Raw genomic sequence first — 24288 nt, 5'->3', positions numbered from 1 at the left:
GTTGAGGCAGTTGAGGCAGTATCAGAATTCATTAAAAGAAAAGCCGGGACAAGCCCGGCTTTTTCTTATCACTCAGCAGCTGCTTCAGCAGCGGCCGGGCGGTCTACCAGCTCAATGTAAGCCATAGGAGCGTTGTCGCCTGCACGGAAACCGCATTTCAGAATGCGAGTATAACCGCCGGCGCGCTCCAGGTAGCGCGGGCCCAGTTCATTGAACAGCTTAGCCACGATCGCGTTATCGCGAGTACGGGCAAATGCCAGGCGACGATTAGCAACGCTATCAGTCTTGGCAAGGGTGATCAGCGGTTCAACTACACGACGCAGCTCTTTTGCCTTAGGCAGAGTCGTCTTGATGATCTCATGACGAACCAGGGAGCTGGCCATGTTGCGGAACATAGCCTGACGATGGCTGCTGTTCCGGTTCAGTTGACGACCACTCAAACGATGGCGCATGACCTTATCCTTCTAACTAAATCTGTGAAACCCGTAATCTGGATTACTCGTCAGCGATGCTGGCGGGCGGCCAATTCTCGAGGCGCATGCCAAGAGACAGACCACGGGAGGCCAACACGTCCTTGATCTCAGTCAGGGACTTCTTACCGAGGTTAGGAGTCTTAAGCAACTCAACTTCGGTACGCTGTACCAGATCACCAATATAGTGGATAGCTTCTGCCTTCAGACAGTTCGCAGAACGAACTGTCAGCTCCAAATCATCGACAGGACGCAGCAGAATCGGATCAAACTCGGGTTTCTCTTCTTTCTTCTCGGGCACGCTGACATCGCGCAGATCCACGAAGGCTTCCAGTTGTTCGGCCAGAATAGTGGCTGAACGACGGATAGCTTCTTCAGGATCCAGAGTACCATTGGTCTCCATGTCGATGACCAGCTTGTCCAAGTCGGTACGCTGTTCCACACGTGCTGCCTCAACATTGTAGGCAATACGAACGATGGGGCTGAACGCGGAGTCCAGCAGCAGGCGACCGATCGGACGCTCTTCGTCATCGTTGTGAACACGAGCAGAAGCAGGCACATAACCACGACCGCGCTGAACTTTCAGCCGCATGCTGATTTCAGCATTGGCGCCAGTCAGGTGGCAGATTACGTGCTCCGGGTTTACGATCTCGACTTCATCACCGTGAGTGATATCACCAGCGGTAACGGGGCCTGTTCCAGACTTGGTCAGGGACAGAGTTACCTCGTCCTTGCCTTCCAGCTTTACAGCTATACCTTTCAGGTTGAGCAGGATTTCAAGAATGTCTTCCTGTACACCTTCTTTGCTGCTGTACTCATGCAGTACCCCGTCAATTTCGACTTCAGTAACTGCACAACCGGGCATAGATGACAGCAAAATACGACGCAGGGCGTTGCCCAGCGTGTGACCAAAGCCACGCTCGAGTGGCTCAAGAGTCACTTTCGCATGAGTCGGGCTAACTTGCTCGATGTCAACTAGCCGCGGTTTAAGAAAATCTGTTACAGAACCCAGCATTGTGTCCTCTCTTTAGAAGCTAGCTTTACTTGGAGTAAAGCTCGACGATCAGCTGTTCGTTAATGTCGGCAGACAGGTCGGAACGCTCTGGCAGACGCTTGAAAGCACCTTCCATTTTAGCGGCATCAACCTCTACCCAAGTCGGCTTCTCACGCTGACCAGCAACTTCCAGGGAAGCTTTGATACGCGCTTGCTTCTTAGCCTTCTCACGAACGCAGATCACGTCCTCAGGGGAAACCTGGAAAGAAGGAATGTTCACAACGCGACCGTTTACCATGATGGCTTTGTGGCTCACCAGCTGACGAGATTCAGCACGGGTAGCGCCGAAGCCCATACGGTAAACAACGTTGTCCAAACGACCTTCCAGCAGCTGCAACAGGTTTTCACCGGTGTTACCCTTTTGACGGGCAGCATCGCGGTAGTAGTTGCGGAACTGTTTTTCCAATACGCCGTAGATACGACGAACTTTTTGTTTCTCGCGCAGCTGAACACCGTAGTCGGACAGACGCGCTTTACGCGCACCGTGCTGACCAGGGGCGGTGTCAATCTTGCACTTAGAATCAATCGCACGAACACCAGACTTCAGGAAGAGGTCGGTGCCCTCACGACGGCTAAGCTTAAGCTTAGGACCGATATATCTTGCCATCTTCTTTCTCCAACAATCCTAGACCAAGTAGCTACAGCGTTATACGCGGCGCTTCTTGGGAGGACGACAACCGTTGTGCGGGATCGGAGTCACATCAGTAATATTAGTGATGCGGAAACCAGCCGCGTTCAGAGCGCGGATGGAAGACTCACGACCGGGACCCGGACCTTTGACCATGACTTCCAGGTTCTTCACGCCGTATTCTTTGGCGATCTCACCAGCACGCTCAGCAGCTACCTGGGCAGCAAACGGAGTGGACTTACGGGAACCACGGAAACCTGAACCACCGGAGGTAGCCCATGACAGAGCATTGCCCTGACGGTCAGTAATGGTCACGATTGTGTTGTTGAAAGATGCATGAACGTGCGCAATACCGTCGCTCACTTGCTTTTTAACGCGCTTGCGAGCACGAGTCGGAGTTTTAGCCATTTTCTACCTTCCCGTTACTTCTTGATAGCCTTGCGCGGACCCTTACGGGTACGAGCGTTGGTCTTGGTACGTTGACCACGAACAGGCAGGCTACGACGGTGACGCAAACCACGGTAGCAACCCAGATCCATCAAGCGTTTGATGTTCATGGAAATCTGACGACGCAAGTCACCTTCAACGGTGAATTTACCTACTTGCTCGCGCAGACTTTCGATCTGAGCTTCGTCCAAGTCTTTAATTTTCACATTCTCAGCAATACCGGCTGCGGCACAGATGGCCTTGGAGCGGGTACGACCGACGCCATAAATCGCAGTCAACGCAATGACTGCATGCTTATGGTCAGGAATGTTAATGCCAGCGATACGGGCCACTGTTCACTCCTACGTAGCGTAGATAACGACCACCACAAAGCCCGTGAGCGGATACGTGGCGGTCAACCAATACACAACAAAAGTTGGCTGGCTATATTAGCCAGCACAACTATTTGTTGCAAGTACTAACCGTAAAAAATTAGCCTTGGCGCTGTTTATGCTTTGGCTCGCTGCAAATCACACGCACCACACCGTGACGCTTGATGATTTTGCAGTTACGGCAGATTGCCTTAACGGAAGCACGAACTTTCATTGCTTAACTCCGTAACTACGCCGACCTTTAGCGGCCGTAGCCCTTCAGGTTGGCCTTCCTCAGGACGTCGCCATATTGATGAGACATCATATGGGTTTGTACCTGAGCCATGAAGTCCATGATAACTACCACGATAATCAGCAGCGAAGTGCCACCGAAGTAGAACTGTACGTTCCAGGCAGTCATCAAGAACTGGGGTACCAGACAGATAAAGGTTATATAGAGTGCACCTGCCAATGTCAGGCGAGTCATAACCTTATCGATGTAACGTGCTGTCTGCTCGCCCGGGCGGATCCCCGGGATAAAGGCTCCACTCTTCTTCAGGTTGTCTGCTGTCTCGCGGGGGTTGAACACCAGCGCGGTATAGAAGAAACAGAAGAAGATAATGGCTGCTGCATACAACATCTCATACAAGGGCTGACCTGGCTGCAGGACCATAGAGACCTGTTGCAGGATATCAGCGATCTTGCCCTCGCCCTGACCAAACCAAGAGGTAATGGTCCCTGGGAAGAGGATGATGCTGGATGCGAAAATCGCAGGAATCACACCGGCCATATTCACCTTCAACGGCAGGTGTGTGCTTTGCGCGGCGAATACCTGGCGGCCTTGTTGACGCTTGGCGTAGTTAACGACGATACGACGCTGACCACGTTCCACGAACACCACAAAGTAAGTCACTGCGAAAACAATCAAGCCCAGCAACAACAACAGCAGGATGTGCAATTCCCCTTGACGTGCCTGTTCGGCCGTAGCACCAATGGCATGCGGCAAACCAGCAACGATACCCGTGAAAATAATCAACGAGATACCATTACCGATCCCACGCTCGGTAATCTGCTCACCCAACCACATCAAAAACATGGTACCGGTGACCAGACTCACAACGGCCGTGAAATAGAAGCCCAAACCCGGATGAGTCACGAGTCCTTGCATCATATTCGGCAGACCGGTTGCAATACCAATGGCCTGGAAAGTTCCCAAAACCAGCGTGCCCCAACGGGTATATTGGCTAATCTTGCGACGGCCAGATTCACCTTCTTTCTTGAGTTCAGCAAGAGCGGGGTGAACCACAGTCAGCAGCTGAATAATGATCGACGCCGAAATGTACGGCATGATCCCCAGCGCAAGAATAGAAGCACGCGAGAGTGCACCACCACTGAACATGTTGAACATCTCAATGATGGTGCCCTTCTGTTGTTGGAACAACTCGGCCAGTACGGCGGCGTCAATACCAGGAATCGGCACATAAGAGCCTGCACGGAAAACGATAATCGCCCCGAGAACGAAGAGCAGACGGCTCTTCAGTTCACTCAGACCACCCTGTGCTTTAACATCCAATCCTGGTTTCTTAGCCATTGTACTGATTATTCCTCGATTTTACCGCCAGCGGCCTCGATGGCTGCACGTGCACCTTTGGTGACGGACACACCACGAACGGTCACAGCACGGTCAATGTTGCCAGACAGAACAACTTTAGCGAAAACGATGTTCTTAGTAACAACACCGGCTTGCTTCAGAGTGCTCAGATCGACCACATCACCTTCTACCATGGCGATTTCGTTCAGACGCACTTCGGCAGAAACCAAAGATTTGCGAGAGAAGAAACCGAACTTCGGCAGACGGATTTTCAAAGGCATCTGGCCGCCTTCGAAACCAGCGCGGACTTTACCGCCACCGGAACGAGAGGTTTGACCTTTCACACCACGACCACCAGTCTTGCCCAGGCCGGAGCCGATACCACGGCCACGACGTTGTTTTTCAGGCTTGGAACCAGCGGCCGGAGACAGAGTATTCAGACGCATGCTTAGCCCTCCACCTTAACCATGTAATAAACCTGGTTGATCATACCGCGTACGCAGGGAGTATCTTCCAGCTCAACGGTGTGACCAATGCGACGCAGACCCAGACCACGCAGAGTCGCCTTGTGCTTTGGCAGACGGCCGATAGAGCTGCGAGTTTGAGTTACTTTTACAGTGTTAGCCATGTCGCATTACCCCAGAATTTCTTCAACGCGCAGACCACGCTTGGCAGCGATCTGGGCCGGGGATTGACCCTGTACCAGAGCGTCGACAGTTGCGCGAACAACGTTGATTGGGTTGGTGGAACCGTAGGTCTTGGCCAGCACGTTGTGGATACCAGCAACTTCCAGAACAGCACGCATGGCGCCGCCTGCAATGATACCAGTACCTTGTGAGGCCGGCTTCATGAACACGGTGGAACCTGAGTGAACACCGCGCACCGGGTGGTGCAGAGTGCCATTGTTCAGTTCTACCTTGCTCAGGTTACGTTTAGCCTGTTCCATCGCTTTTTGAATAGCGGCCGGAACTTCACGGGCCTTACCGTAACCGTAACCTACACGGCCGTTACCATCACCCACCACGGTCAACGCGGTGAAGGACATGATACGACCACCTTTAACAGTTTTCGAAACACGGTTTACTGCAATAAGCTTTTCTTGCAGTTCGCCGGCTTGAGATTCGACTTTAGCCATCTTCGACTCCTAGCTTAGAACTGAAGACCAGCGTCACGAGCAGCGGTAGCCAGAGCGGCTACACGACCGTGATACTTGAAACCGGAACGATCGAAAGATACGTTCTGAACGCCTTTGGCAATAGCACGCTCAGCGATTGCTTTACCCACTGCGGTAGCTGCATCAGCATTACCGGAGTGTTTGAGCCCTTCACTGATGGCTTTCTCTACTGTAGAAGCAGAGGCCAGAACTTCGGAACCGTTGGCTGCGATAACCTGCGCGTAGATATGACGCGGGGTACGGTGAACAACCAGACGGGTAGCTCCCAGTTCCTGCATCTTCTTCCGAGCACGAGTAGCACGACGGAGACGAGCTGCTTTCTTGTCCATAGTGTTACCTTACTTCTTCTTAGCTTCTTTAGTACGCACTTGCTCGTTGGCATAGCGTACACCCTTGCCCTTGTAGGGCTCCGGAGCGCGGTAAGAACGGATATCGGCGGCGACTTGGCCAACCAGCTGCTTGTCCACACCGCGCAGAACGATCTCTGTAGCGGTCGGGCATTCAGCGGTGACACCAGCCGGCAGCGCATGCTCTACCGGGTGAGAGAAGCCCAGGGCCAGCGCGACAGCATTGCCCTTGATGGAGGCTTTGTAACCTACACCAACCAGCTGCAGCTTACGCTCGAAGCCTTGGGTAACACCGATTACCATGTTGTTAGCCAATGCACGTGCAGTACCGGCCTGAGCGTCAGCACCAGCGATGCCGTCGCGCGGGGCGAACTTCAGTACATTGTCTTCTTTGGTCACTTCTACACCGGCGTGGATGGAACGAACCAGAGAACCTTTACCACCTTTGATGGACAGTTCCTGACCGTTCAGAGTCACCTCTACGCCAGCAGGAATAGTGACGGGTGCCTTAGCAACGCGAGACATTTCCGACCTCCTATTAAGCGACGTAGCAGATGATCTCACCGCCCATGCTTGCCTTGCGGGCAGCACGGTCGGTCATCACACCTTTAGACGTGGACACGATAGCAACACCGAGACCGCCCATAACTTTCGGCAGATCAGTAGTGCGCTTGTAAATACGCAGGCCGGGACGGCTCACGCGTTGGATCAGTTCTACAACCGGTTTGCCCTGGAAATATTTCAATTCAATTTCCAGTTCCGGCTTCACATCACCCGCTACGGAGTAGCCAGCGATGTAACCTTCTTCTTTCAGCACTTTGGCGATTGCCACTTTCAGCTTGGAAGAAGGCATGGAAACCGCAACTTTGCTCGCCGCCTGACCGTTACGGATGCGGGTCAGCATGTCCGCGATCGGATCTTGCATGCTCATAGTCTAACTCCCGAGATTCTTACCAAGAGGCCTTTTTGAGGCCTGGAATTTCGCCCTTCATGGCATGCTCACGCACCTTGATGCGAGACAGGCCAAACTTGCGCAGGAAACCGTGCGGACGACCAGTAATATTGCAACGGTTACGCTGGCGGGACGGACTGGAATCACGGGGCAGCTGTTGCAGTTGCAAGACAGCATCCCAACGCGCTTCTTCAGAAGCGTTCATATCAACGATGATAGCTTTCAGCTCGGTTCGCTTGGTCGCGAACTTGGCTACCAGCTTCGCACGCTTTGCTTCACGTGCTTTCATGGATGTTTTAGCCATAACCCTAACCTTACTTGCGGAATGGGAAGTTAAAGGCAGCCAGCAGAGCACGGCCTTCTTCATCGGTATTCGCGGAAGTGGTGATGGTGATATCCAGACCACGAACGCGATCGACTTTGTCATAGTCGATTTCCGGGAAGATGATTTGCTCACGCACGCCCATGGAGTAGTTACCACGACCGTCGAACGCTTTAGCGTTCAGGCCACGGAAGTCACGGATACGCGGTACGGAGATGCAAATCAGCCGTTCCAGGAACTCCCACATACGCTCGCCACGCAGGGTTACTTTACAACCTATCGGGTAGCCTTCACGAATCTTGAAGCCCGCAACAGATTTGCGAGCTTTGGTGATCAGCGGCTTCTGACCGGAAATGGCAGCCATATCGGCGGCGGCATTTTCCAACAGCTTTTTGTCAGAGATAGCTTCACCAACACCCATGTTCAGGGTGATTTTCTCGATCCGAGGGACTTGCATGATAGTCTTGTAACCGAACTGTTTGGCCAGTTCATTTACTACATCGGATTTGTAGTAATCATGCAGTTTCGCCATCGTTAAACTCCAATTACTTCACAAGTTCGCCGGTGGATTTGAAGAAACGAACTTTTTTGCCGTCTTCAATCCGGAAACCAACGCGATCAGCCTTGCCAGCGGCAGAGTTGAACAGCGCTACGTTAGAAACGTCCATTGGGGCTTCTTTGCTGATGATACCGCCAGCCTGACCCAGTGCGGGTACCGGCTTTTGGTGTTTCTTCACCAGGTTGATGCCTTCAACGTATACCTTACCTTCGCTTACCAGGACTTGAGTGACTTTGCCACGCTTGCCCTTGTCTTTGCCGGTAAGAACAATCACTTCGTCTTCGCGACGGATTTTAGCTGCCATCGTTCGACTCCTTACAGTACTTCGGGTGCCAGGGACACAATCTTCATGAACTTCTCATTACGGAGTTCACGGGTCACCGGGCCAAAAATACGAGTACCGATTGGCTGTTGGTTGTTGTTAAGCAACACAGCCGCATTGTTGTCGAAACGGATGACTGAGCCGTCCGGACGACGAACGCCTTTACGGGTGCGTACGACCACCGCGTTATACACATCACCTTTCTTCACTTTACCGCGAGGAATGGCTTCCTTAATGGAAACTTTGATGATGTCGCCGATGCCGGCGTAACGGCGGTGCGAGCCACCCAGAACCTTAATACACATTACACTGCGAGCGCCGGAGTTGTCGGCTACGCCCAGCATACTTTGCATCTGGATCATTTTAGTGCTCCGCTTTGTTTACTTCTTATCCCTCTCGGGATCTGGCTGCCTTCAAAAGGCGCGAAACTATAACACAGGATTTTTAGAAAAGGTAGCCTAAAAAACAAACGGCCCCGCTAAGGGGCCGTTTGGGCTAAAAAGTACCGATTAGGCCTTTTCTAAGATCGCAACCAGGGTCCAAGACTTGGTCTTGGACAGCGGGCGGCACTCGCGGATTTCCACGAGATCGCCAGCTTTACACTCGTTGTTCTCATCATGTACGTGCAGCTTGGTAGTGCGCTTGATGATCTTACCGTAGATCGGGTGCTTTACCTTGCGCTCGATAGCAACAGTGATGGATTTCTCCATCTTGTCGCTAATTACACGACCTTGCAGAGTACGGATCTTGTCAGTCATTACGCACCTGCCTTCTCAGTCAGTACAGTCTTGATACGTGCGACGTCACGACGCACTTGTTTCAGAGTGTGAGTCTGAGCCAGCTGGCCGGTGGACGCTTGCATGCGCATGTTGAATTGCTCACGCAGCAGGCCCAGCAGCTCCTGGTTCAGTTCATCGACGCTCTTTTGACGCAGATCTTGGGCTTTCATCACATCACCGTCTTAATTACGAAAGTGGTCTGAACAGACAGCTTAGCTGCGGCCAGGGCAAACGCTTCACGCGCCAGAGCCTCAGGTACACCGTCCATCTCGTACAGAACCTTGCCAGGCTGGATCGGGCAGACCCAATATTCCACGTTACCCTTACCTTTACCCATACGAACTTCGAGGGGCTTTTCGGTGATGGGCTTGTCCGGGAATACACGGATCCAGATCTTACCTTGACGCTTAACGTGACGGGTCATGGCACGACGGGCTGCTTCGATTTGACGAGCAGTCAGTTGACCACGAGATGTCGCCTTCAGGCCAAAGGTACCGAAGGATACTTCGTTACCAGAGGTGGCCAGACCGCGGTTACGACCCTTATGGGTCTTGCGGAATTTAGTACGCTTAGGTTGCAACATTTACCGATCTCCTTACTTAGCAGCGCGGCGCTTGTTGTCACGCTTGGGCTTTGCAGGAGCTTGCTCTTGAGCAGCGGCAGCATTGACTGCAGCCAGACCGCCCAGAACTTCGCCCTTGAAGATCCAAACTTTGACGCCGATCACACCGTAAGTGGTGTGGGCTTCAGAAGTTGCGTAGTCGATGTCGGCACGCAGGGTGTGCAAAGGCACACGACCTTCACGGTACCATTCGGTACGCGCGATTTCAGCGCCGCCCAGACGACCGGACACTTCCACTTTGATGCCCTTGGCACCCAGGCGCATGGCGTTTTGTACGGCGCGCTTCATAGCACGACGGAACATAACGCGACGTTCCAGCTGGGAAGTGATGCTGTCGGCAACGAGTTTGCCATCCAGCTCCGGCTTGCGGACTTCGGAAATGTTGATCTGAGCAGGCACGCCAGCAATTACGGCGACGGCTTTGCGCAGTTTCTCAACGTCTTCGCCTTTCTTGCCGATCACGACACCCGGACGAGCGGTGTGAATGGTCACACGGATGCTCTTGGCCGGACGCTCGATAGTGATCTTGGACAAGGAAGCGTTTTTCAGCTCCTTGGTCAGGAACTGGCGTACTTGAAAATCGCTGTACAGGTTGTCAGCGAAGTCTTTGGTGTTCGCGAACCAGGTAGAATTCCAAGGCTTGGTAATACCCAGGCGAATGCCATTAGGATGTACTTTCTGACCCATTGCTTATCTCCCAGCCTTAGCGTCGGATACCACTACAGTGATGTGAGCGGTACGCTTGAGGATACGATCCGCACGACCTTTGGCACGCGGACGGATGCGCTTCATGGAGGGACCTTCGTCGACCATGATAGTAGCAACACGCAGGGCGTCGATGTCGGCGCCTTCGTTGTGCTCAGCGTTTGCAATGGCAGATTCCAGCACTTTCTTAACCAGCACAGCAGCCTTTTTCGGGCTGAAGGTCAGGAGATTCAGAGCCTTGTCTACAGACAGACCACGTACTTGATCGGCTACCAGACGAGCTTTCTGGGCAGAAGTACGGGCATAACGGTGTTTAGCGATAGCTTCCATCATTTATCCCTTAGCGCTTCTTAGCCTTCTTATCAGCAGCATGGCCGCGATAAGTACGAGTCGGTGCGAATTCACCCAGTTTGTGACCGATCATTTCTTCGGTAACGAAAACCGGAACGTGCTGACGACCATTATGGACAGCGATGGTCAAACCGATCATGTTCGGGATGATCATTGAACGACGGGACCAGGTCTTAACCGGCTTTTTATCCCCGCTTTCCACCGCTTTCTCTACCTTCTTCAGCAAGTGCAGGTCAATAAATGGACCCTTCTTGAGAGAACGTGGCATGGTGATTCCTCTATGTTAACAATTACTTGTTACGACGACGTACGATGTACTTGTCGGTACGCTTGTTCTTACGGGTCTTGAAGCCTTTAGCCTTCTGGCCCCATGGGGACACAGGCTGCATGCCCTTGTTACGACCCTCACCACCACCGTGCGGGTGGTCGACCGGGTTCATCGCCATACCGCGAACGGTCGGACGAATACCACGCCAGCGGTTGGCACCGGCTTTACCCAGTTGACGCAACATGTGCTCGGAGTTACCGACTTCACCGATAGTGGCGCGGCACTCGGCCAGAACTTTACGTACTTCGCCGGAACGCAGACGCAGAGTTACATAGTTACCTTCACGAGCCAGGATCTGGATGAAAGTACCAGCGGAACGAGCCAGCTGGGCACCTTTACCAGGTTTCATCTCAACGGCGTGAACAGTCGAACCGACCGGGATGTTGCGCATCGGCAGGGTGTTACCTACCTTGATTGCGGCATCAGCACCAGAAGCGATAGCGTCACCAGCTTTCAGGCCTTTCGGAGCCAGGATGTAACGACGCTCACCGTCTGCATACAACACCAGAGCGATGTTAGCGGTACGGTTAGGATCGTATTCCAGGCGCTCTACTTTGGCCGGGATACCGTCTTTGTCGCGCTTGAAGTCGACGATACGGTAATGCTGCTTGTGACCACCACCGATATGACGGGTAGTGATACGACCGTTGTTGTTACGACCACCGGACTTGCTCTTGCTGTCCAGCAGAGCGGCAAAGGGCTTACCCTTGTACAGCTCTTGATTGACGATCTTAACGACGTGGCGGCGGCCCGGAGAAGTAGGCTTGCACTTAACGATTGCCATTTTTCAGAACTCCTCTTACTCGGCTGCGCCCATGAAGTCGATGTCCTGACCAGCTTTCAGGGTCACATAAGCCTTTTTCCAATCGGAACGACGGCCTACGCGTGCACCTGCGCGCTTGGTTTTACCCTTCATGTTCAGGGTACGGACGGTCTCAACTTCGACCTCGAACAGTTTCGCAACTGCAGCTTTGACTTCCGCCTTGGTGGCGTCGACAGCAATTTTGAACACGATAGTGTTCTGCTTCTCGGCGACCATGGTGCTCTTTTCAGAGATATGCGGAGCCTTCAGAACTTTCAACAGACGCTCTTCGCGGATCATGCCAGCATCTCCTCGATTTGCTTAACTGCATCAGCAGTCATCAGAACCTTGTCGAAAGCGATCAGGCTGACCGGGTCGATACCGGCAACGTCACGCACGTCAACTTTGTACAGGTTGCGAGCAGCCAGGAACAGGTTCTCATCGACTTCAGCTGTCACGATCAGAACGTCAGTCAGTTCCATCTCTTTCAGCTTGGCGATCAGTTCTTTGGTCTTCGGCGCTTCGATGCCGAATTTCTCGACAACGATCAGGCGCTCTTGACGTACCAGTTCGGACAGGATGCTACGGATAGCGCCGCGGTACATCTTCTTGTTTACTTTTTGGCTGTGATCTTGCGGCTTAGCAGCAAAAGTCACACCACCGGAACGCCAAATGGGCGAACGGATGGAGCCAGCACGGGCACGACCAGTACCCTTCTGACGCCACGGCTTTTTGCCGCCACCAGACACTTCAGAGCGAGTCAGCTGCGCGCGAGTACCCTGACGGGCACCTGCGGCATATGCAACGACGACCTGGTGAACCAGAGCTTCGTTGAATTCGCGCCCGAAGGTAGTCTCGGAAACTTCAAGAGCGCTCTTGGCGTCTTTCATTACCAATTCCATTACTATCTCCTCAGACGTTACGCTTTGACGGCAGGTTTGACGATCACGTTGCCGTTGGTTGCACCTGGGACTGCACCTTTGATGAGCAGCAGGTTACGTTCAGCGTCAACACGAACCAGTTCCAGGTTCTGAGTCGTTACACGCTCAGCACCCATGTGACCAGCCATCTTTTTGCCCTTGAATACACGACCCGGAGTCTGGTTCTGACCGATAGAACCCGGAGCGCGGTGAGACAAGGAGTTACCGTGGGTCATATCCTGGGTGCGGAAGTTGTGGCGCTTTACAGTGCCCGCAAAACCTTTACCCTTGGATGTGCCGGTAACGTCTACCATCTTAACGTCAGCGAGAAGATCTACTTTCAGCTCGCTACCAACAGTGAAAGTTTCACCGTTGTTCAAGCGGAATTCCCACAGACCGCGACCGGCTTCTACACCAGCTTTGGCAAAGTGGCCAGCTTCCGGCTTGGTCACACGGCTGGCTTTTTTGGCGCCAGTGGTAACCTGAATAGCGTTGTAGCCGTCGGTTTCTACAGATTTGACCTGAGTTACACGGTTAGCTTCAACTTCGATAACAGTCACCGGGATAGAAACGCCATCTTCAGTGAAGATGCGAGTCATACCCACTTTGCGACCTACAAGACCGATTGTCATTGTTATCAACCTCTTTCCGTAATTAACCCAGGCTGATCTGGACGTCTACACCAGCTGCCAGATCCAGACGCATCAGAGCGTCAACGGTCTTGTCAGTCGGTTCAACGATGTCTACCAGACGCTTGTGAGTGCGGATCTCGTACTGATCACGCGCATCTTTGTTGACGTGCGGGGAGATCAGGACGGTGAAGCGCTCTTTGCGAGTCGGCAGCGGGATAGGACCGCGAACCTGCGCGCCGGTGCGCTTTGCAGTTTCAACGATTTCCGCTGTGGATTGATCAATCAGGCGATGATCAAAAGCCTTCAGGCGAATACGGATTCTTTGGTTCTGCATTGACAGAGCTCCAATAGATAAAAGAACATAAATCAACACCGCCCGACCGGGAGCAATCCCGCCAGAGGTGTGATTTTTCACGTTTCCCCCCATATCGGGAGGACTGTATGGCCGGCTGTCAGTAAACAAACAACTCAGCAGCAGACATATCGTCTGGCTTACCTCATGGGCAAGCGGAGAGGATTATACGGATTTTTCAAATTTTCGCAAGGGAGAGCGAACAGATTGTGCGCAGTTTTATGTGACAGATGGATCTCGCTGGCGGTGACGCCATTCCCTGCCAACCGGGGGTAACGACAATGTTACAAACAGGCTGGTAGACTGTGCGCCTGCCTCCGTCAGTGGAACGACATCCGATGCTCAAAGATCAAAAGAAAGCCTATCAATATGGACTCTGCGCCGTTGCCCTCTGGTCGACGGTCGCCACCGCCTTCAAGATTTCCCTCGCCTACTTCGAGCCTGTGCAGCTGCTGCTTGTGGCCGCCTTCACCTCGACCCTGACTCTCGGCGCCATCGTTGCCAAACAGGGCAAGCTGGCGCTGCTGCTGAGTTACCTCAAGGCCCGCCCCTTCTATTACTTGGCGTTGGGGGTATTGAACCCCTTCCTCTATTACTTGCTGCTGTTCAAGGCCTATGATCTGCTGCCCGCACAACAGGCGCAGACTCTCAACTACACCTGGGCCATCACCCTCAGCCTGCTGGCCGTTCCCTTTCTCGGCCAGAAGCTGCGCCGCCGCGACGGCGTGGCTATCGTGTTGGGCTACTTCGGCGCTCTGGTGATCGCCACCCGGGGAGATGTGTTCGGCCTGCAGTTCGACAGCCCGCTCGGGGTGACGCTGGCGCTGGTATCGACCCTAATCTGGGCCAGCTACTGGATCCTCAACACCCGCAATCAGGGAGACCCCATCGTCAGCCTGCTGCTCGGCTTCATCATCAGTCTTCCTTTCATCATCGCGGCGACCTGGCTGCTCTCCGATTTTGCCATGACCGCTTGGCAGGGCTGGGCCGGCGCCATCTATGTGGGCCTGTTCGAGATGGGTTTCGGCTTCGTGCTCTGGCTGATGGCCCTGCGCCACGCCACCAACACAGCCCCCATCAGCAACCTCATCTTCATCTCGCCGTTTGCCTCCCTGGTGTTGCTCAACCTGCTGATCGGCGAAGCCATACACCCGGCCACCCCCATAGGGCTCGGGCTGATCGTGGCCGCCCTGCTGATCCAGCAGCTCAAATACGGCAAGCGCTACCGCAAGAGCACCGAGCCGCAAGCCTGACAATGCAGAAGGGCGTATCCACGGATACGCCCTTCTCTCAATCCATCCACTCCAGTGGCTGGTTCTTGGGTAGCCGGATCTCCACCAGCAAGCCCCCCAGTTCCGAGCGACCCAGCCGTATGGTGCCATGGTGCTGGGAGACAATCTTGGCGACTATGGCCAACCCCAGGCCGCTGCCGCTGCCGGTGCGGGCCTCGTTGCCCTGGGTAAAAGGCTTGAGCACCCGGTAGTAATCCTGCTCCGGGATTCCGGGGCCGTTGTCTGACAGCCGCAGCCGCACCCAGTGGCCATCATCCTTCAGCTCGGCATGCAAGCGGCTCGCGCCATAGCGCAACGAGTTGCCCGACAGGTTGTTGAGGATGCGCCGGATGCTGATGGGATTGCAGGCCACCCGCACCGCCTCTTCCGGCAATTCGAGATCCACCTCCAGCCCCTGATCGGTCTGCACCAGCAGCACGTCGTGGATCAGCTGGGTCAGGTCGATTTGCTGGGTATCCAGCCCCTCGTCCGGCCGAATGTAGTCGATGAACTGATCTATGATGCCGTTGGATTCGTCAATGTCCGCGTTGATGCTCTCCTTGAGATACTCATCGCCGGACGACATCATCTCGGTCGCCAGCCGGATGCGGGTCAAGGGGGTGCGAAGATCGTGGGAGACCCCGGCCATCATCAGGTTGCGCTCCTCGATCAACCCCTTGATCGAGCTCGACATGTGGTTAAAGGTGCGGGTCAACCGGCGTACCTCCCGTGAGCCGAGCTCCCCCAGCGCATCGGGGAAGTTGCCACGGGCCACGGCCACGGCACCGGCCTCCAGATCCTCCAGCGGACGCACCAGCTGGCGGGCAAACCGCCAGGCGGCGAACAGGGTCACCACCAGCAGCACGCTCATGTAGAGGATCAGCGGCTCTATGTCGTCATCCTCAATCTCGGTCAGCGGGATGCGAACCCACACCTGATTGGCCTGGGGCGGCTGGATCCAGATGATGTAGTGATCCTGGATCTCGACCCGCACCTTGGTCTTGCCCCCCAGCTCGCGGCTGATGCTCTCTTCCAGATAGGTGTAGGGCTTGGAGTCCTTGAGCCCGTGCTGCTCCGCCTCTGTCTGGGTATAGATGTCGCTGCCGGTCGCCACATAGACCAGCGCCTCGGCATCCTCGCTCAGCGCCAGCTGGTTGCTTTCGACCGGAAAAATGAGTTTGACCTGATTGGCCAGCAGGTGGCTAATCTGCTTGACGGTCGGCGCCAGCAGATAGTTGTAGAAGGTGGCATAGGAGACAAACTGATAGACCACCAGCACGGCGGCCAGAAACCAGAGCATGCGGGAAAACATGCTGCTCACTTTCTTCATTCGCCATCACCGTCCGGCACGAAGACGTAACCCAGGCCCCAGACGGTCTGCAGGTAACGCGGCTGGGCCGGGTCCTGCTCCAGCAAGCGGCGCAAGCGGGAGACCTGCACATCTATGCTGCGCTCGGTCGCCGTGTACTCGCGCCCTCTGGCCAGATTCATCAACTTGTCGCGGGAGAGGGGCTCGCGGGGATGACTGACCAGCACCTTCAGCACGGCAAATTCGCCGCTGGTCAGGGCCACCGGCTCGCCATCACGGCTGAGTTCACGGGTCGCCAGGTTGAGCTGATAACTGCCGAAGGTCACCATCTTCTCGGCAGTCGAGGGAGCCCCGGGCAGTTCTACGGTATGACGGCGCAGCACGGCGCGGATCCGCGCCAGCAGCTCACGGGGATTAAATGGCTTGGGAAGATAGTCATCGGCCCCCATCTCGAGCCCGACGATGCGATCCACCTCATCGCCCTTGGCGGTGAGCATCAGCACCGGGATCTGATTGCCGGCCTCGCGCAGGCGGCGACAGATGGAGAGGCCATCCTCCCCCGGCAGCATCAAGTCCAGCACCATCAGGCTGAAATTTTCACGAGTCAGCAGGCGATCGGCCTGTTCACCATTGGCGACGCCCCGAACCACGAATCCCTGTTCGGTCAGATAGCGCTCCAACAGGGAACGTAATTTCAAATCATCGTCGACGACCAGAACCTTGTATTGCTGACTCATTGCTTGCCTCTCCTATCGATATGTTGCCAATACTAGAGCCCGGGCACCCAACGGCAAAGCATAAATATGTTACTGGTTATTGCCCATGGCCGCCTTGTGCGCCTCGGCCCACGTCCTCTCCCATGACGATACAGGTTTTGCTCGACAGCAAGGCGACAGCGGATAAGATCGGCCGGGCCACCAGAGGCCCATCAGCCCACATTGACGCAGGTACTTGAAATCCATGAAGACCAAGCTGATCACCCGCGAAGGCTACAACAAGCTGAAAGAAGAGCTCGATTTCCTGTGGCGTGAAGAGCGCCCCGAGACCACCCGCAAGGTGGCCTGGGCCGCCAGCCTCGGCGATCGCAGCGAGAATGCCGACTACCAGTACAACAAGAAGCGGCTGCGGGAGATCGACAGGCGGGTACGCTACCTGCGCAAATGCCTCGAGGAGCTGGGGATCGTTGATTATGCTCCCGCCCAGGAGGGCAAGGTGTTTTTCGGTGCCTGGGTCAAGGTGGAGAACGACGAGGGCGAGACCAAGCGCTTTCGCATTGTCGGTTATGACGAGATCTTTGGCCGCAAGGATTACATCTCCATCGACTCCCCCATGGCCCGCGCCCTGCTCAAGAAGGAGGTCGGGGATGAGGCCATAGTGCCTACGCCAGTCGGTGACGTCTGTTGGTATGTCAACGAGATCAGTTATCCGAAGTGACGGGTGCGAAAAGCGCTTGCCTCCCCGCCATGGGCAGGGCTGATGCCCTACCCGTCCAAGCAACGAGCCCCCATGACAAGGATCTGGGTGGCCAGCCCCTCTCCCGCCATTCGGCCCCACAGCCATGCATGTCATTTCAGCAGGGTGGCATAGCGCCGCCCGACCCCATATAGTGCTCACATTTGGTGCCTTGGGTATGGGCCAGTCCCGGCGACGCTCAATGCACACCATGCGGCCCCCTCATCATGTAGAGAGGCGGCGAGCTGACGAGCAGCATACGCGGCCACAGCCAACCCCAGGCCAGTTGGATAGAAGCGACCACAGAGATCCCAGATGCACAGCCATGTAATAGAGAGACAGATTGCCGGTGAGCTGAATGCCCGTCCGGAACAGGTGCAGGCGGCCGTGCGCCTGCTGGATGAAGGTTCGACCGTGCCCTTTATCGCCCGTTATCGCAAAGAGGCGACCGGTGGCCTGGACGACAGCCAGCTGCGCACCCTGGAGAGCCGCCTCGGCTATCTGCGCGAGCTGGAGGATCGCCGCCAGGTGATCCTCCGCTCCATCGAGGAGCAGGGCAAACTCACCCCGGAACTGGCGCGAGAGCTGAACGGTGCCGACAGCAAGACCCGGCTGGAAGATCTCTATCTCCCCTACAAGCCCAAGCGTCGCACCAAGGGACAGATGGCTATCGAAGCTGGACTGGAACCGCTGGCGAGCCTGCTGCTCACGGAGCCGATGCAGGAGCCCGAACAGGCCGCGGCCGCCTTCCTCAATAGCGATCACGGCATCACTGACAGCAAGACCGCCCTCGACGGTGCCCGCTATATCCTGATGGAGCGTTTCGCCGAACAGGCAGACCTGCTGGAGAAGCTGCGTGACTACCTGTGGCACAACGCCACCCTGCGCGCCCGCATGGTGGCAGGCAAGGAGCAGGAAGGAGCCAAGTTCAAGGACTACTTCGAGCATGACGAGCCGCTGCACAAGGCCCCCTCCCATCGGGTGCTGGCCATGCTGCGCGGTCGTAACGAGGGCATTCTCAATCTGGCGTTGATCACAGGTGAAGACGAGGGCGCCAGCCCCTGTGAAGGCATCATTGCCCACCACCTCAAACTGAATCTGCAAAACCGCCCGGCCGACAAGTGGCTGCAGGGGGTGGTGAGCTGGACCTGGAAGATCAAGCTCTCCTTGCAGATGGAGACCGAGCTGATCGGCCGTATCCGCGAATCGGCAGAAGACGAGGCCATCAAGGTGTTCGCCATGAACCTGCAGGATCTGCTGATGGCGGCGCCGGCGGGCATGCGCTGCACCATGGGGCTGGATCCGGGCATCCGTACCGGGGTCAAGGTGGCCGTGGTCGACGCCACCGGCAAGCTGGTCGATCACGCCACCATCTACCCGTTCGAGCCGAAGAAACAGGTCGATCAGAGTCTGCGCACCCTGAGCGAGCTGTGCCAGAAGCACAAGGTCGAGCTCATCAGCATAGGCAACGGCACCGCCTCGCGAGAGACAGACCGGCTGGTGAGCGATCTGTTCGAACGCTACCCCGCCGCCAAGGCGCAGAAGATAGTAGTGAGCGAAGCGGGGGCCTCTGTCTATTCCGCCTCCGAACTTGCCTCTCAGGAGTTCCCGGATCTGGATGTCTCCATCCGTGGCGCCGTCTCCATCGCCCGCCGCCTGCAGGATCCCCTGGCCGAGCTGGTCAAGATAGATCCCAAGAGCATAGGTGTGGGCCAGTACCAGCACGATGTCGGCCAGAGCCAGCTGGCCCGCCGGCTGGACGCCGTGGTCGAGGATTGCGTGAACGCGGTCGGAGTGGATGTGAATACCGCCTCGGTCGCCCTGCTGAATCGGGTGTCCGGTCTCTCCCAGACCCTGGCCCAGAATATCGTCGCCTATCGGGACGAGCACGGCGCCTTCCAGAGCCGTCAGCAACTGCTGAAAGTCAGCCGCCTCGGCCCCAAAGCCTTTGAACAGTGCGCCGGCTTCCTGCGCATTCGCGGCGGCAGCAACCCTCTCGACAGCTCGGCGGTCCACCCGGAATCCTACCCTGTGGTTGAGAGGATCCTGGCGCGACTCCAGCAGCAAGTTGAAAGCCTGCTCGGCAACGGCAGCCTGCTGCGCAGCCTGAAGCCGGCCGACTACACGGATGAGCAGTTCGGCGTGCCCACTGTCACCGACATCATAGGTGAACTGGACAAGCCGGGCCGCGACCCGCGCCCCGAGTTCAAGACCGCCACCTTCAAGGATGGGGTGGAGAAGATCAGCGACCTGGTGCCCGAGATGATATTGGAAGGCGTGGTCACCAACGTCACCAACTTCGGCGCCTTCATCGACATCGGCGTCCATCAGGATGGGCTGGTACACATCAGCTCCCTGACGGATCGCTTCGTCAAGGATCCCCGCGAGGTGGTCAAGGCAGGGGACATAGTAAGGGTCAAGGTGCTGGAAGTGGATGCCCCGCGCAAGCGGATCAGCCTGACCATGCGGCTGGACGAAAAAGCCGGACAACCGGTCCGCAAGCCTGCGGAATCCCGCAACGCGAATGCTGGCAGTGCCAAGCCGAGGCAGGCGCCGCGCCCAAGCACGCAGGTGGGCGGAGCCATGGGCAACGCCTTCGCGGCAGCCCTCTCCAAAACCAAGAAATAAGCCGTCAAGAAATGAAAAAAGCCCCGAAAGGGGCTTTTTTACAAAACGCCAAGACTCATTGACTGAGGGTGGCCAGAATACTTTCAGGATCCTGATGCCGGGCCAGCACCTCCCGCAGTCGATTGAATGCCTTGCAGGCCTCCTGCGGGTACTTGCCATAGGAAACCACGCCGGTATGGCTCCAACCGGCCGCCAGCATGACTTTCTTCTTGAAGTGCGTACCTTCGGTTCCGCCACCACCAAGCTGCATCAAAAATTGTTCCATCTGAAGGTGAGGAGGGGGAACGCGGGAGAAGGTGGCAAAGTCTTCCGGTTTGACTTCATCAAAGTGCATGACGACTCCTGTGAGGATGAATGGGATTACCCCTCAGATTAGTTGCAAATGCCCAGGGCGTGATCGAAAAATCAGGGGGAAGAGCGGCGCCGCGCTCAGACGTTCAGACTGAAACCCTGCTGCGCAGCAGGCCTGACCGCCTGTTGATAACGCTGGGCAATGACCTGATTGCGCTGCTCCATGTAGCCGCTCAACACACCCGTCTTGGCGCTGCCATCGACCGCCAGGGCTGAGTCTGGGTCGGATGAGAGCAGCGCCTTGCGGGCATGGGCCTCCTTGGCGGCGGCACTTCTGGCCACGCTCAGATCCTGTGCGGAAGGATCGGCCGGGGCCAGGGCGGCGGCACGCACCTGCTGCATCTTGGCGATGGTCGCTCTGGGATCGCCGGGGATGGTCCCGATATCGATGGAAACGCCCCCGCCGGTGGCGTAACGCTTGCCATCCGGCCCCATGGCAAACTCATAGGTAGGACTGCCGGCATACTGGCCACCAGTGCTCTGATGCGCCTGCTCGTGAGTGCGCACCTCCTGATCCCTGTCGGCCAGCTCCTTGACCTGCAACTCCTGCTTCTGCTGTTGCTCCTGTTGTCTGGGATCCTGCTGCTTGTTACGCTGCCCCTCTTCCCCCGTGGCCTCCACGAAGCGGTGATCAACCGGCGTTTGCGGATTACCGGTGGTCTGGGAAACGTCCCGCGTCTGCTGGGAGGTCTGGTTGGGATTGGCCTGGCTGGCCTTGGACTTGTCTTTCTGTGAGCCGACTTCAGGCTCGGCATTGAATGCCTCGCTCTGACGGGTCTGGGGAACGAGGGCTGCACGGCGATTATCAGTACGTGCCGATTCCGTCTGCGGTTGCAGCTGATTAGGAATAATGGTCGGCAGACTGACATTGATGTTCATGTCACACCCGGATATCGATCAGGGTACCCATAACATCACTGGCGGTCTGGATCACCTTGGCAGATGCTCCGGCCTGTACTTCGGCCACCTTGAGGTTGACCAGTTCATCGGGCAGTTGTACTTGATCACCGCTCGGGGTGTTGAGCCGGGCGATCTGGCTTGATGCCTTGTCGGCAATCTGTTCCGCTCGCTGAAACCCTTGTACTCCGCTGTTCAATGCAGAATCTATACGCATGATGACGCTCCTCTGACGCTGGATTAATTATCCGTCACGCCAGAGGATTAATGAAGTAAATAGGTTGTTTTTCAACCAACAAAATGTCGAATGATTTCAACGAACTGCTGTGGGTGGGAAATAAAGGGCGCGTGCGAGGCCTTTTCCAGCACCAGGCTGTGACTGGCCGGGTAGCGTTCGTCCAGCAGCGGTATGGCCACCTTGGGCACCAGCGAATCCAGCCGGCCATAGACCCGCAGCCAGGGCAGGCTCAGTGTCGTCAGCTCATCGCGCAGATCAACGTCCGCCAGCAGACCGAGTCCAGCCTCCAGCGCGGCGAGCCGGGGGGCCGGGCGCTCTGCCAACCAGTGGCGCAGCTGGCGAATATCATCCCGGGCATGTTCGCTGCCCATGGCCTGGATCGCGAGGAAACGATCTATGGTCTGCTTGAAGTCCCCCGCCAGCATCTGATTGAAGCCCATCAGCACCTTGGGGGCGATCCCCGGCCAGTCGTCACGGGCCATGAAGCAGGGGGAACTGGCTACCGTGATGAGCGAATGGCATCGCTCAGGCTCGGTCAGCGCCAACTGACTCGCTACCAGACCACCGAGGGACCAGCCGAGCAGATGGCACTTCTGCGGCAAGACGGCAGCGACCTGCTCCGCCAGCCATGGCAAGGAGTAATCAATCCCGTCGGCCAGCGGGCTGTTGCCAAACCCGGGCAAGTCCACCAGATGCAGCCGATAATGGGCCGCCAACTGCTGGGCAATACCATGCCAGACTGCGCCATTCATGCCCCATCCGTGCAACAGCACCAGATCGGGCCCCTGACCACATCGCTCTACCGATACGCTCATCTAGACTCAAGATCCCTGTTCATTCTCTTGGGGTCAGCATGTTAAAGCGGCTGCTCGCCAAAGCAAGTCCGATCCTTGGCAACCATGCCGACTGGCAGGGCCACTGTCTGCTCTGCCAACAGCCTTGCGATACACAGCCGCTGCTCTGCAGCTGGTGCCAGCAGGCCCTCCACCAGCCCTATCGCAAATGCAGCCTGTGTGCGTCCCCCTTGCCGGAACCTGGCGGAGAAACCGAACCTGTCTGCGGGCGCTGCCAGCGCAAGCCACCGCCCTGGCAGCGGCTGCAGGTCATTGGCGATTACCAGACCCCCTACTCCATGCTCATACCGCAGCTGAAATATTCTGGCCAGATCCTGCTGGCGCCGCTGCTCGCCCGTCTGCTGGCCGATCATCTGGAGAGAGACGATCTCCCCGAGGCCATCATTCCGGTTCCTTTGCACTGGTGGCGACAGTGGTGGCGCGGTTTCAATCAGGCGGAGGAGATAGCCATCACCCTTAGCGAGATCACCGGTATCCCCTGCGACACCCGGCTGCTGCGCAGAACCCGGGCCACCCCGCAGCAGACCCGGCTCAGTGCCGCTCAGCGGCGACGGAATCTGCGCGGCGCCTTCCAGATCCAGCCCCACCACTATCGGCACGTAGCCCTGCTCGACGATGTGGTGACCACAGGGGCGACGGCGGGTCAGCTCACCCGCGTGCTGCACGAGAGCGGCATCGCGAAAGTGGAGGTGTGGGCCATTTGCCGCACGCTCAAACACCTCAAGTGACACTCAAATATGGATACCGCAAGAGCAGGCATATCAGGCTGCCATAGAGATGTATGCAGCCCCCGCAAACATCCTCAATAATCCTCGGCATGTATCCCGCAGGCTCAGTTACATCAGGCGGCCATAGGTATATTTGACATATGCTCGGCGCCATCTGCATGCTACCCAAGCACTGCCAAGCGAGTTATCATGAATACCCTAGTCGTACACTCAGGTTTATGAGGATAGTGATGATCAGCATTTCCGACACCGCCCAGGCCCATTTCCGTAAACTGCTGGAAAAACAGCCTGATGGCACCAATATCCGGGTGTTTGTGGTCAATCCGGGAACCCAGAATGCCGAGTGCGGCGTATCATATTGCCCACCCGACGCGGTCGATCCGGAAGATCAGCACCTGCCCTTCAGCGGCTTCGACTGCCTAGTCGACCCTCTGAGCGCCCCCTTCTTGGTCGATGCCACCATCGACTTCGTCACCGATCAGATGGGCTCCCAGCTCACCCTCAAAGCGCCAAACGCCAAGATGCGCAAAGTGGCCGACGATGCCCCCCTGATCGACCGCATCGAATATGTGCTGATGTCCGAGGTGAACCCCATGCTGGCCGGTCACGGCGGCAAGGTCACCCTGGTCGAGCTGACCGAAGACAAGCTGGCCATCCTGCAGTTTGGCGGCGGTTGCAACGGTTGCTCCATGGTCGACTACACCCTGAAAGAGGGGATCGAGAAGCAGCTGCTGGAGAAATTCCCGGGCGAGCTCAACGGCGTCAAAGATGCCACCGAGCACCAGCGCGGCGATCACTCCTACTATTGATCCCGTGCCAGTGGCGAGTATCCATCAGAGTTGCTCCCCTTCGA

General features: G+C 56.4%; 39 protein-coding genes. 5 read left to right on the top strand and 34 right to left on the bottom strand.

The annotated features are described in order from the left end of the window. Positions 1–68: 68 nt before the first annotated feature. From rplQ to rpsJ, 28 genes are all read right to left on the bottom strand, one after another. The gene (rplQ, locus tag BN1128_RS05865) at positions 69–452 is read right to left on the bottom strand and encodes a 50S ribosomal protein L17 (protein WP_005307999.1); all 384 of its coding nucleotides are present in this window, start codon (positions 450–452) and stop codon (positions 69–71) included. Positions 453–495: 43 nt separating this feature from the next. Beyond that, complete coding sequence (locus BN1128_RS05860) at positions 496–1485, bottom strand: DNA-directed RNA polymerase subunit alpha (RefSeq protein WP_005307997.1); 990 nt, start codon at positions 1483–1485, stop codon at positions 496–498. Between the two features lie 25 nt (positions 1486–1510). Further along, positions 1511–2131, bottom strand: coding sequence for a 30S ribosomal protein S4 (rpsD, locus tag BN1128_RS05855; RefSeq protein ID WP_005340600.1), 621 nt, complete (start codon positions 2129–2131; stop codon positions 1511–1513). Positions 2132–2170: 39 nt separating this feature from the next. Further along, complete coding sequence (gene rpsK / locus BN1128_RS05850) at positions 2171–2560, bottom strand: 30S ribosomal protein S11 (protein ID WP_005319702.1); 390 nt, start codon at positions 2558–2560, stop codon at positions 2171–2173. A 14-nt stretch (positions 2561–2574) separates the two neighbouring features. Next, the gene (rpsM, locus tag BN1128_RS05845) at positions 2575–2931 is read right to left on the bottom strand and encodes a 30S ribosomal protein S13 (RefSeq protein WP_005307991.1); all 357 of its coding nucleotides are present in this window, start codon (positions 2929–2931) and stop codon (positions 2575–2577) included. A gap of 139 nt (positions 2932–3070) precedes the next feature. After that, entirely contained in the window at positions 3071–3184 is a 114-nt protein-coding gene (gene rpmJ, locus BN1128_RS24465) for a 50S ribosomal protein L36 (RefSeq protein ID WP_005319705.1), read from the bottom strand. A 27-nt stretch (positions 3185–3211) separates the two neighbouring features. Further along, positions 3212–4540 (bottom strand): preprotein translocase subunit SecY, encoded by a 1329-nt coding sequence (gene secY / locus BN1128_RS05840; RefSeq protein WP_010672567.1) that lies wholly within the window; start codon positions 4538–4540, stop codon positions 3212–3214. An 8-nt stretch (positions 4541–4548) separates the two neighbouring features. Further along, positions 4549–4986 carry a 50S ribosomal protein L15 gene (rplO, locus tag BN1128_RS05835; protein WP_005319708.1) on the bottom strand — a complete coding sequence of 146 codons (438 nt, stop codon included), beginning with the start codon at positions 4984–4986 and terminating at the stop codon, positions 4549–4551. Positions 4987–4988: 2 nt separating this feature from the next. Then, positions 4989–5168 carry a 50S ribosomal protein L30 gene (gene rpmD / locus BN1128_RS24460; RefSeq protein WP_005307985.1) on the bottom strand — a complete coding sequence of 60 codons (180 nt, stop codon included), beginning with the start codon at positions 5166–5168 and terminating at the stop codon, positions 4989–4991. Positions 5169–5174: 6 nt separating this feature from the next. Next, positions 5175–5675 carry a 30S ribosomal protein S5 gene (gene rpsE / locus BN1128_RS05830; protein WP_042010196.1) on the bottom strand — a complete coding sequence of 167 codons (501 nt, stop codon included), beginning with the start codon at positions 5673–5675 and terminating at the stop codon, positions 5175–5177. Positions 5676–5689: 14 nt separating this feature from the next. Then, the gene (rplR, locus tag BN1128_RS05825; RefSeq protein WP_042033858.1) at positions 5690–6043 is read right to left on the bottom strand and encodes a 50S ribosomal protein L18; all 354 of its coding nucleotides are present in this window, start codon (positions 6041–6043) and stop codon (positions 5690–5692) included. A gap of 9 nt (positions 6044–6052) precedes the next feature. After that, the gene (gene rplF, locus BN1128_RS05820; protein WP_005319720.1) at positions 6053–6586 is read right to left on the bottom strand and encodes a 50S ribosomal protein L6; all 534 of its coding nucleotides are present in this window, start codon (positions 6584–6586) and stop codon (positions 6053–6055) included. Positions 6587–6599: 13 nt separating this feature from the next. Continuing rightward, a complete protein-coding gene (gene rpsH, locus BN1128_RS05815) occupies positions 6600–6992 on the bottom strand; it encodes a 30S ribosomal protein S8 (protein ID WP_005307980.1) in 393 nt (130 codons plus the stop codon). 19 nt (positions 6993–7011) lie between these two features. Beyond that, on the bottom strand, positions 7012–7317 hold the full coding sequence (gene rpsN / locus BN1128_RS05810; RefSeq protein WP_005319722.1) for a 30S ribosomal protein S14: 306 nt from the start codon (positions 7315–7317) through the stop codon (positions 7012–7014). Positions 7318–7327: 10 nt separating this feature from the next. Further along, a complete protein-coding gene (gene rplE, locus BN1128_RS05805; protein WP_005319725.1) occupies positions 7328–7867 on the bottom strand; it encodes a 50S ribosomal protein L5 in 540 nt (179 codons plus the stop codon). A 13-nt stretch (positions 7868–7880) separates the two neighbouring features. Beyond that, entirely contained in the window at positions 7881–8198 is a 318-nt protein-coding gene (gene rplX / locus BN1128_RS05800) for a 50S ribosomal protein L24 (RefSeq protein ID WP_042033862.1), read from the bottom strand. An 11-nt stretch (positions 8199–8209) separates the two neighbouring features. Further along, positions 8210–8578 (bottom strand): 50S ribosomal protein L14, encoded by a 369-nt coding sequence (gene rplN / locus BN1128_RS05795; protein ID WP_005307975.1) that lies wholly within the window; start codon positions 8576–8578, stop codon positions 8210–8212. A gap of 147 nt (positions 8579–8725) precedes the next feature. Then, positions 8726–8974 carry a 30S ribosomal protein S17 gene (gene rpsQ / locus BN1128_RS05790; RefSeq protein WP_005319730.1) on the bottom strand — a complete coding sequence of 83 codons (249 nt, stop codon included), beginning with the start codon at positions 8972–8974 and terminating at the stop codon, positions 8726–8728. Then, positions 8974–9165, bottom strand: coding sequence for a 50S ribosomal protein L29 (rpmC, locus tag BN1128_RS05785; protein ID WP_005319733.1), 192 nt, complete (start codon positions 9163–9165; stop codon positions 8974–8976). The genes rpsQ and rpmC overlap by 1 nt, the downstream gene beginning before the upstream one ends. After that, on the bottom strand, positions 9165–9578 hold the full coding sequence (rplP, locus tag BN1128_RS05780) for a 50S ribosomal protein L16 (protein ID WP_005340612.1): 414 nt from the start codon (positions 9576–9578) through the stop codon (positions 9165–9167). Before rplP ends, rpmC begins: the two co-directional genes overlap by 1 nt. A gap of 12 nt (positions 9579–9590) precedes the next feature. Beyond that, entirely contained in the window at positions 9591–10304 is a 714-nt protein-coding gene (rpsC, locus tag BN1128_RS05775) for a 30S ribosomal protein S3 (RefSeq protein ID WP_033130008.1), read from the bottom strand. A gap of 3 nt (positions 10305–10307) precedes the next feature. Next, positions 10308–10652: a 50S ribosomal protein L22 gene (gene rplV / locus BN1128_RS05770; protein ID WP_033130007.1), complete on the bottom strand. Its 345-nt coding sequence runs from the start codon at positions 10650–10652 to the stop codon at positions 10308–10310. A 10-nt stretch (positions 10653–10662) separates the two neighbouring features. After that, entirely contained in the window at positions 10663–10941 is a 279-nt protein-coding gene (rpsS, locus tag BN1128_RS05765) for a 30S ribosomal protein S19 (RefSeq protein WP_005307960.1), read from the bottom strand. Positions 10942–10963: 22 nt separating this feature from the next. Then, positions 10964–11785: a 50S ribosomal protein L2 gene (gene rplB, locus BN1128_RS05760; RefSeq protein ID WP_005319743.1), complete on the bottom strand. Its 822-nt coding sequence runs from the start codon at positions 11783–11785 to the stop codon at positions 10964–10966. A gap of 15 nt (positions 11786–11800) precedes the next feature. Next, a complete protein-coding gene (rplW, locus tag BN1128_RS05755) occupies positions 11801–12103 on the bottom strand; it encodes a 50S ribosomal protein L23 (RefSeq protein WP_042019359.1) in 303 nt (100 codons plus the stop codon). Then, entirely contained in the window at positions 12100–12705 is a 606-nt protein-coding gene (gene rplD / locus BN1128_RS05750; RefSeq protein ID WP_005340616.1) for a 50S ribosomal protein L4, read from the bottom strand. The genes rplW and rplD overlap by 4 nt, the downstream gene beginning before the upstream one ends. 17 nt (positions 12706–12722) lie before the next feature. Further along, on the bottom strand, positions 12723–13355 hold the full coding sequence (gene rplC, locus BN1128_RS05745) for a 50S ribosomal protein L3 (RefSeq protein ID WP_005319753.1): 633 nt from the start codon (positions 13353–13355) through the stop codon (positions 12723–12725). Positions 13356–13377: 22 nt separating this feature from the next. Then, complete coding sequence (gene rpsJ / locus BN1128_RS05740; protein ID WP_005307944.1) at positions 13378–13689, bottom strand: 30S ribosomal protein S10; 312 nt, start codon at positions 13687–13689, stop codon at positions 13378–13380. A gap of 356 nt (positions 13690–14045) precedes the next feature. Here rpsJ and BN1128_RS05735 point away from each other — a divergent pair, with 356 nt between their 5' ends. Further along, positions 14046–14960: a DMT family transporter gene (locus BN1128_RS05735; protein WP_042866977.1), complete on the top strand. Its 915-nt coding sequence runs from the start codon at positions 14046–14048 to the stop codon at positions 14958–14960. Between the two features lie 37 nt (positions 14961–14997). On the opposite strand, the gene envZ is transcribed toward BN1128_RS05735, so the two are convergent. Next, positions 14998–16308, bottom strand: coding sequence for a two-component system sensor histidine kinase EnvZ (gene envZ, locus BN1128_RS05730; protein WP_042866975.1), 1311 nt, complete (start codon positions 16306–16308; stop codon positions 14998–15000). Continuing rightward, positions 16305–17024, bottom strand: a complete 720-nt coding sequence (gene ompR / locus BN1128_RS05725; protein WP_005319762.1) for an osmolarity response regulator transcription factor OmpR — start codon at positions 17022–17024, stop codon at positions 16305–16307. The genes envZ and ompR overlap by 4 nt, the downstream gene beginning before the upstream one ends. Before the next feature lie 223 nt (positions 17025–17247). On the opposite strand from ompR, the gene greB reads away from it, so the two are divergent. Next, positions 17248–17721 carry a transcription elongation factor GreB gene (gene greB / locus BN1128_RS05720; protein ID WP_042866973.1) on the top strand — a complete coding sequence of 158 codons (474 nt, stop codon included), beginning with the start codon at positions 17248–17250 and terminating at the stop codon, positions 17719–17721. 333 nt (positions 17722–18054) lie between these two features. After that, entirely contained in the window at positions 18055–20367 is a 2313-nt protein-coding gene (locus BN1128_RS05715) for a Tex family protein (RefSeq protein WP_042866971.1), read from the top strand. A 55-nt stretch (positions 20368–20422) separates the two neighbouring features. Here BN1128_RS05715 and BN1128_RS05710 read toward each other — a convergent pair whose 3' ends face one another. From BN1128_RS05710 to bioH, 4 genes are all read right to left on the bottom strand, one after another. Beyond that, positions 20423–20701, bottom strand: a complete 279-nt coding sequence (locus tag BN1128_RS05710) for a hypothetical protein (RefSeq protein WP_042866969.1) — start codon at positions 20699–20701, stop codon at positions 20423–20425. Positions 20702–20796: 95 nt separating this feature from the next. Next, positions 20797–21597 carry a putative metalloprotease CJM1_0395 family protein gene (locus tag BN1128_RS05705; RefSeq protein ID WP_042866967.1) on the bottom strand — a complete coding sequence of 267 codons (801 nt, stop codon included), beginning with the start codon at positions 21595–21597 and terminating at the stop codon, positions 20797–20799. A gap of 1 nt (position 21598) precedes the next feature. After that, on the bottom strand, positions 21599–21832 hold the full coding sequence (locus BN1128_RS05700; protein ID WP_042866965.1) for a hypothetical protein: 234 nt from the start codon (positions 21830–21832) through the stop codon (positions 21599–21601). Between the two features lie 71 nt (positions 21833–21903). Continuing rightward, a complete protein-coding gene (gene bioH / locus BN1128_RS05695) occupies positions 21904–22668 on the bottom strand; it encodes a pimeloyl-ACP methyl ester esterase BioH (protein ID WP_042866963.1) in 765 nt (254 codons plus the stop codon). Between the two features lie 38 nt (positions 22669–22706). On the opposite strand from bioH, the gene BN1128_RS05690 reads away from it, so the two are divergent. Together BN1128_RS05690 and nfuA are read left to right on the top strand one after the other, a co-directional pair. Then, positions 22707–23435 (top strand): ComF family protein, encoded by a 729-nt coding sequence (locus BN1128_RS05690; protein WP_042866960.1) that lies wholly within the window; start codon positions 22707–22709, stop codon positions 23433–23435. 230 nt (positions 23436–23665) lie between these two features. Beyond that, a complete protein-coding gene (gene nfuA, locus BN1128_RS05685; RefSeq protein ID WP_011704302.1) occupies positions 23666–24244 on the top strand; it encodes a Fe-S biogenesis protein NfuA in 579 nt (192 codons plus the stop codon). Positions 24245–24288: the final 44 nt, after the last annotated feature.

It is taken from the genome of Aeromonas piscicola (assembly GCF_000820005.1).
Lineage (GTDB): Bacteria > Pseudomonadota > Gammaproteobacteria > Enterobacterales > Aeromonadaceae > Aeromonas > Aeromonas piscicola.
Note: the sequence above shows the minus strand (reverse complement) of the source record. Positions and strands in the feature narration are given on the sequence as shown.

Bases quoted from the DNA above. Each gene is read 5' to 3' on its own strand.
- rplQ (WP_005307999.1), bottom strand. From the start codon at position 452: ATGCGCCATCGTTTGAGTGGTCGTCAACTGAACCGGAACAGCAGCCAT.
- BN1128_RS05860 (WP_005307997.1), bottom strand. From the start codon at position 1,485: ATGCTGGGTTCTGTAACAGATTTTCTTAAACCGCGGCTAGTTGACATC.
- rpsD (WP_005340600.1), bottom strand. From the start codon at position 2,131: ATGGCAAGATATATCGGTCCTAAGCTTAAGCTTAGCCGTCGTGAGGGC.
- rpsK (WP_005319702.1), bottom strand. From the start codon at position 2,560: ATGGCTAAAACTCCGACTCGTGCTCGCAAGCGCGTTAAAAAGCAAGTG.
- rpmJ (WP_005319705.1), bottom strand. From the start codon at position 3,184: ATGAAAGTTCGTGCTTCCGTTAAGGCAATCTGCCGTAACTGCAAAATC.
- secY (WP_010672567.1), bottom strand. From the start codon at position 4,540: ATGGCTAAGAAACCAGGATTGGATGTTAAAGCACAGGGTGGTCTGAGT.
- rplO (WP_005319708.1), bottom strand. From the start codon at position 4,986: ATGCGTCTGAATACTCTGTCTCCGGCCGCTGGTTCCAAGCCTGAAAAA.
- rpmD (WP_005307985.1), bottom strand. From the start codon at position 5,168: ATGGCTAACACTGTAAAAGTAACTCAAACTCGCAGCTCTATCGGCCGT.
- rpsE (WP_042010196.1), bottom strand. From the start codon at position 5,675: ATGGCTAAAGTCGAATCTCAAGCCGGCGAACTGCAAGAAAAGCTTATT.
- rplR (WP_042033858.1), bottom strand. From the start codon at position 6,043: ATGGACAAGAAAGCAGCTCGTCTCCGTCGTGCTACTCGTGCTCGGAAG.
- rplF (WP_005319720.1), bottom strand. From the start codon at position 6,586: ATGTCTCGCGTTGCTAAGGCACCCGTCACTATTCCTGCTGGCGTAGAG.
- rpsH (WP_005307980.1), bottom strand. From the start codon at position 6,992: ATGAGCATGCAAGATCCGATCGCGGACATGCTGACCCGCATCCGTAAC.
- rpsN (WP_005319722.1), bottom strand. From the start codon at position 7,317: ATGGCTAAAACATCCATGAAAGCACGTGAAGCAAAGCGTGCGAAGCTG.
- rplE (WP_005319725.1), bottom strand. From the start codon at position 7,867: ATGGCGAAACTGCATGATTACTACAAATCCGATGTAGTAAATGAACTG.
- rplX (WP_042033862.1), bottom strand. From the start codon at position 8,198: ATGGCAGCTAAAATCCGTCGCGAAGACGAAGTGATTGTTCTTACCGGC.
- rplN (WP_005307975.1), bottom strand. From the start codon at position 8,578: ATGATCCAGATGCAAAGTATGCTGGGCGTAGCCGACAACTCCGGCGCT.
- rpsQ (WP_005319730.1), bottom strand. From the start codon at position 8,974: ATGACTGACAAGATCCGTACTCTGCAAGGTCGTGTAATTAGCGACAAG.
- rpmC (WP_005319733.1), bottom strand. From the start codon at position 9,165: ATGAAAGCCCAAGATCTGCGTCAAAAGAGCGTCGATGAACTGAACCAG.
- rplP (WP_005340612.1), bottom strand. From the start codon at position 9,578: ATGTTGCAACCTAAGCGTACTAAATTCCGCAAGACCCATAAGGGTCGT.
- rpsC (WP_033130008.1), bottom strand. From the start codon at position 10,304: ATGGGTCAGAAAGTACATCCTAATGGCATTCGCCTGGGTATTACCAAG.
- rplV (WP_033130007.1), bottom strand. From the start codon at position 10,652: ATGGAAGCTATCGCTAAACACCGTTATGCCCGTACTTCTGCCCAGAAA.
- rpsS (WP_005307960.1), bottom strand. From the start codon at position 10,941: ATGCCACGTTCTCTCAAGAAGGGTCCATTTATTGACCTGCACTTGCTG.
- rplB (WP_005319743.1), bottom strand. From the start codon at position 11,785: ATGGCAATCGTTAAGTGCAAGCCTACTTCTCCGGGCCGCCGCCACGTC.
- rplW (WP_042019359.1), bottom strand. From the start codon at position 12,103: ATGATCCGCGAAGAGCGTCTGTTGAAAGTTCTGAAGGCTCCGCATATC.
- rplD (WP_005340616.1), bottom strand. From the start codon at position 12,705: ATGGAATTGGTAATGAAAGACGCCAAGAGCGCTCTTGAAGTTTCCGAG.
- rplC (WP_005319753.1), bottom strand. From the start codon at position 13,355: ATGACAATCGGTCTTGTAGGTCGCAAAGTGGGTATGACTCGCATCTTC.
- rpsJ (WP_005307944.1), bottom strand. From the start codon at position 13,689: ATGCAGAACCAAAGAATCCGTATTCGCCTGAAGGCTTTTGATCATCGC.
- BN1128_RS05735 (WP_042866977.1), top strand. From the start codon at position 14,046: ATGCTCAAAGATCAAAAGAAAGCCTATCAATATGGACTCTGCGCCGTT.
- envZ (WP_042866975.1), bottom strand. From the start codon at position 16,308: ATGAAGAAAGTGAGCAGCATGTTTTCCCGCATGCTCTGGTTTCTGGCC.
- ompR (WP_005319762.1), bottom strand. From the start codon at position 17,024: ATGAGTCAGCAATACAAGGTTCTGGTCGTCGACGATGATTTGAAATTA.
- greB (WP_042866973.1), top strand. From the start codon at position 17,248: ATGAAGACCAAGCTGATCACCCGCGAAGGCTACAACAAGCTGAAAGAA.
- BN1128_RS05715 (WP_042866971.1), top strand. From the start codon at position 18,055: ATGCACAGCCATGTAATAGAGAGACAGATTGCCGGTGAGCTGAATGCC.
- BN1128_RS05710 (WP_042866969.1), bottom strand. From the start codon at position 20,701: ATGCACTTTGATGAAGTCAAACCGGAAGACTTTGCCACCTTCTCCCGC.
- BN1128_RS05705 (WP_042866967.1), bottom strand. From the start codon at position 21,597: ATGAACATCAATGTCAGTCTGCCGACCATTATTCCTAATCAGCTGCAA.
- BN1128_RS05700 (WP_042866965.1), bottom strand. From the start codon at position 21,832: ATGCGTATAGATTCTGCATTGAACAGCGGAGTACAAGGGTTTCAGCGA.
- bioH (WP_042866963.1), bottom strand. From the start codon at position 22,668: ATGAGCGTATCGGTAGAGCGATGTGGTCAGGGGCCCGATCTGGTGCTG.
- BN1128_RS05690 (WP_042866960.1), top strand. From the start codon at position 22,707: ATGTTAAAGCGGCTGCTCGCCAAAGCAAGTCCGATCCTTGGCAACCAT.
- nfuA (WP_011704302.1), top strand. From the start codon at position 23,666: ATGATCAGCATTTCCGACACCGCCCAGGCCCATTTCCGTAAACTGCTG.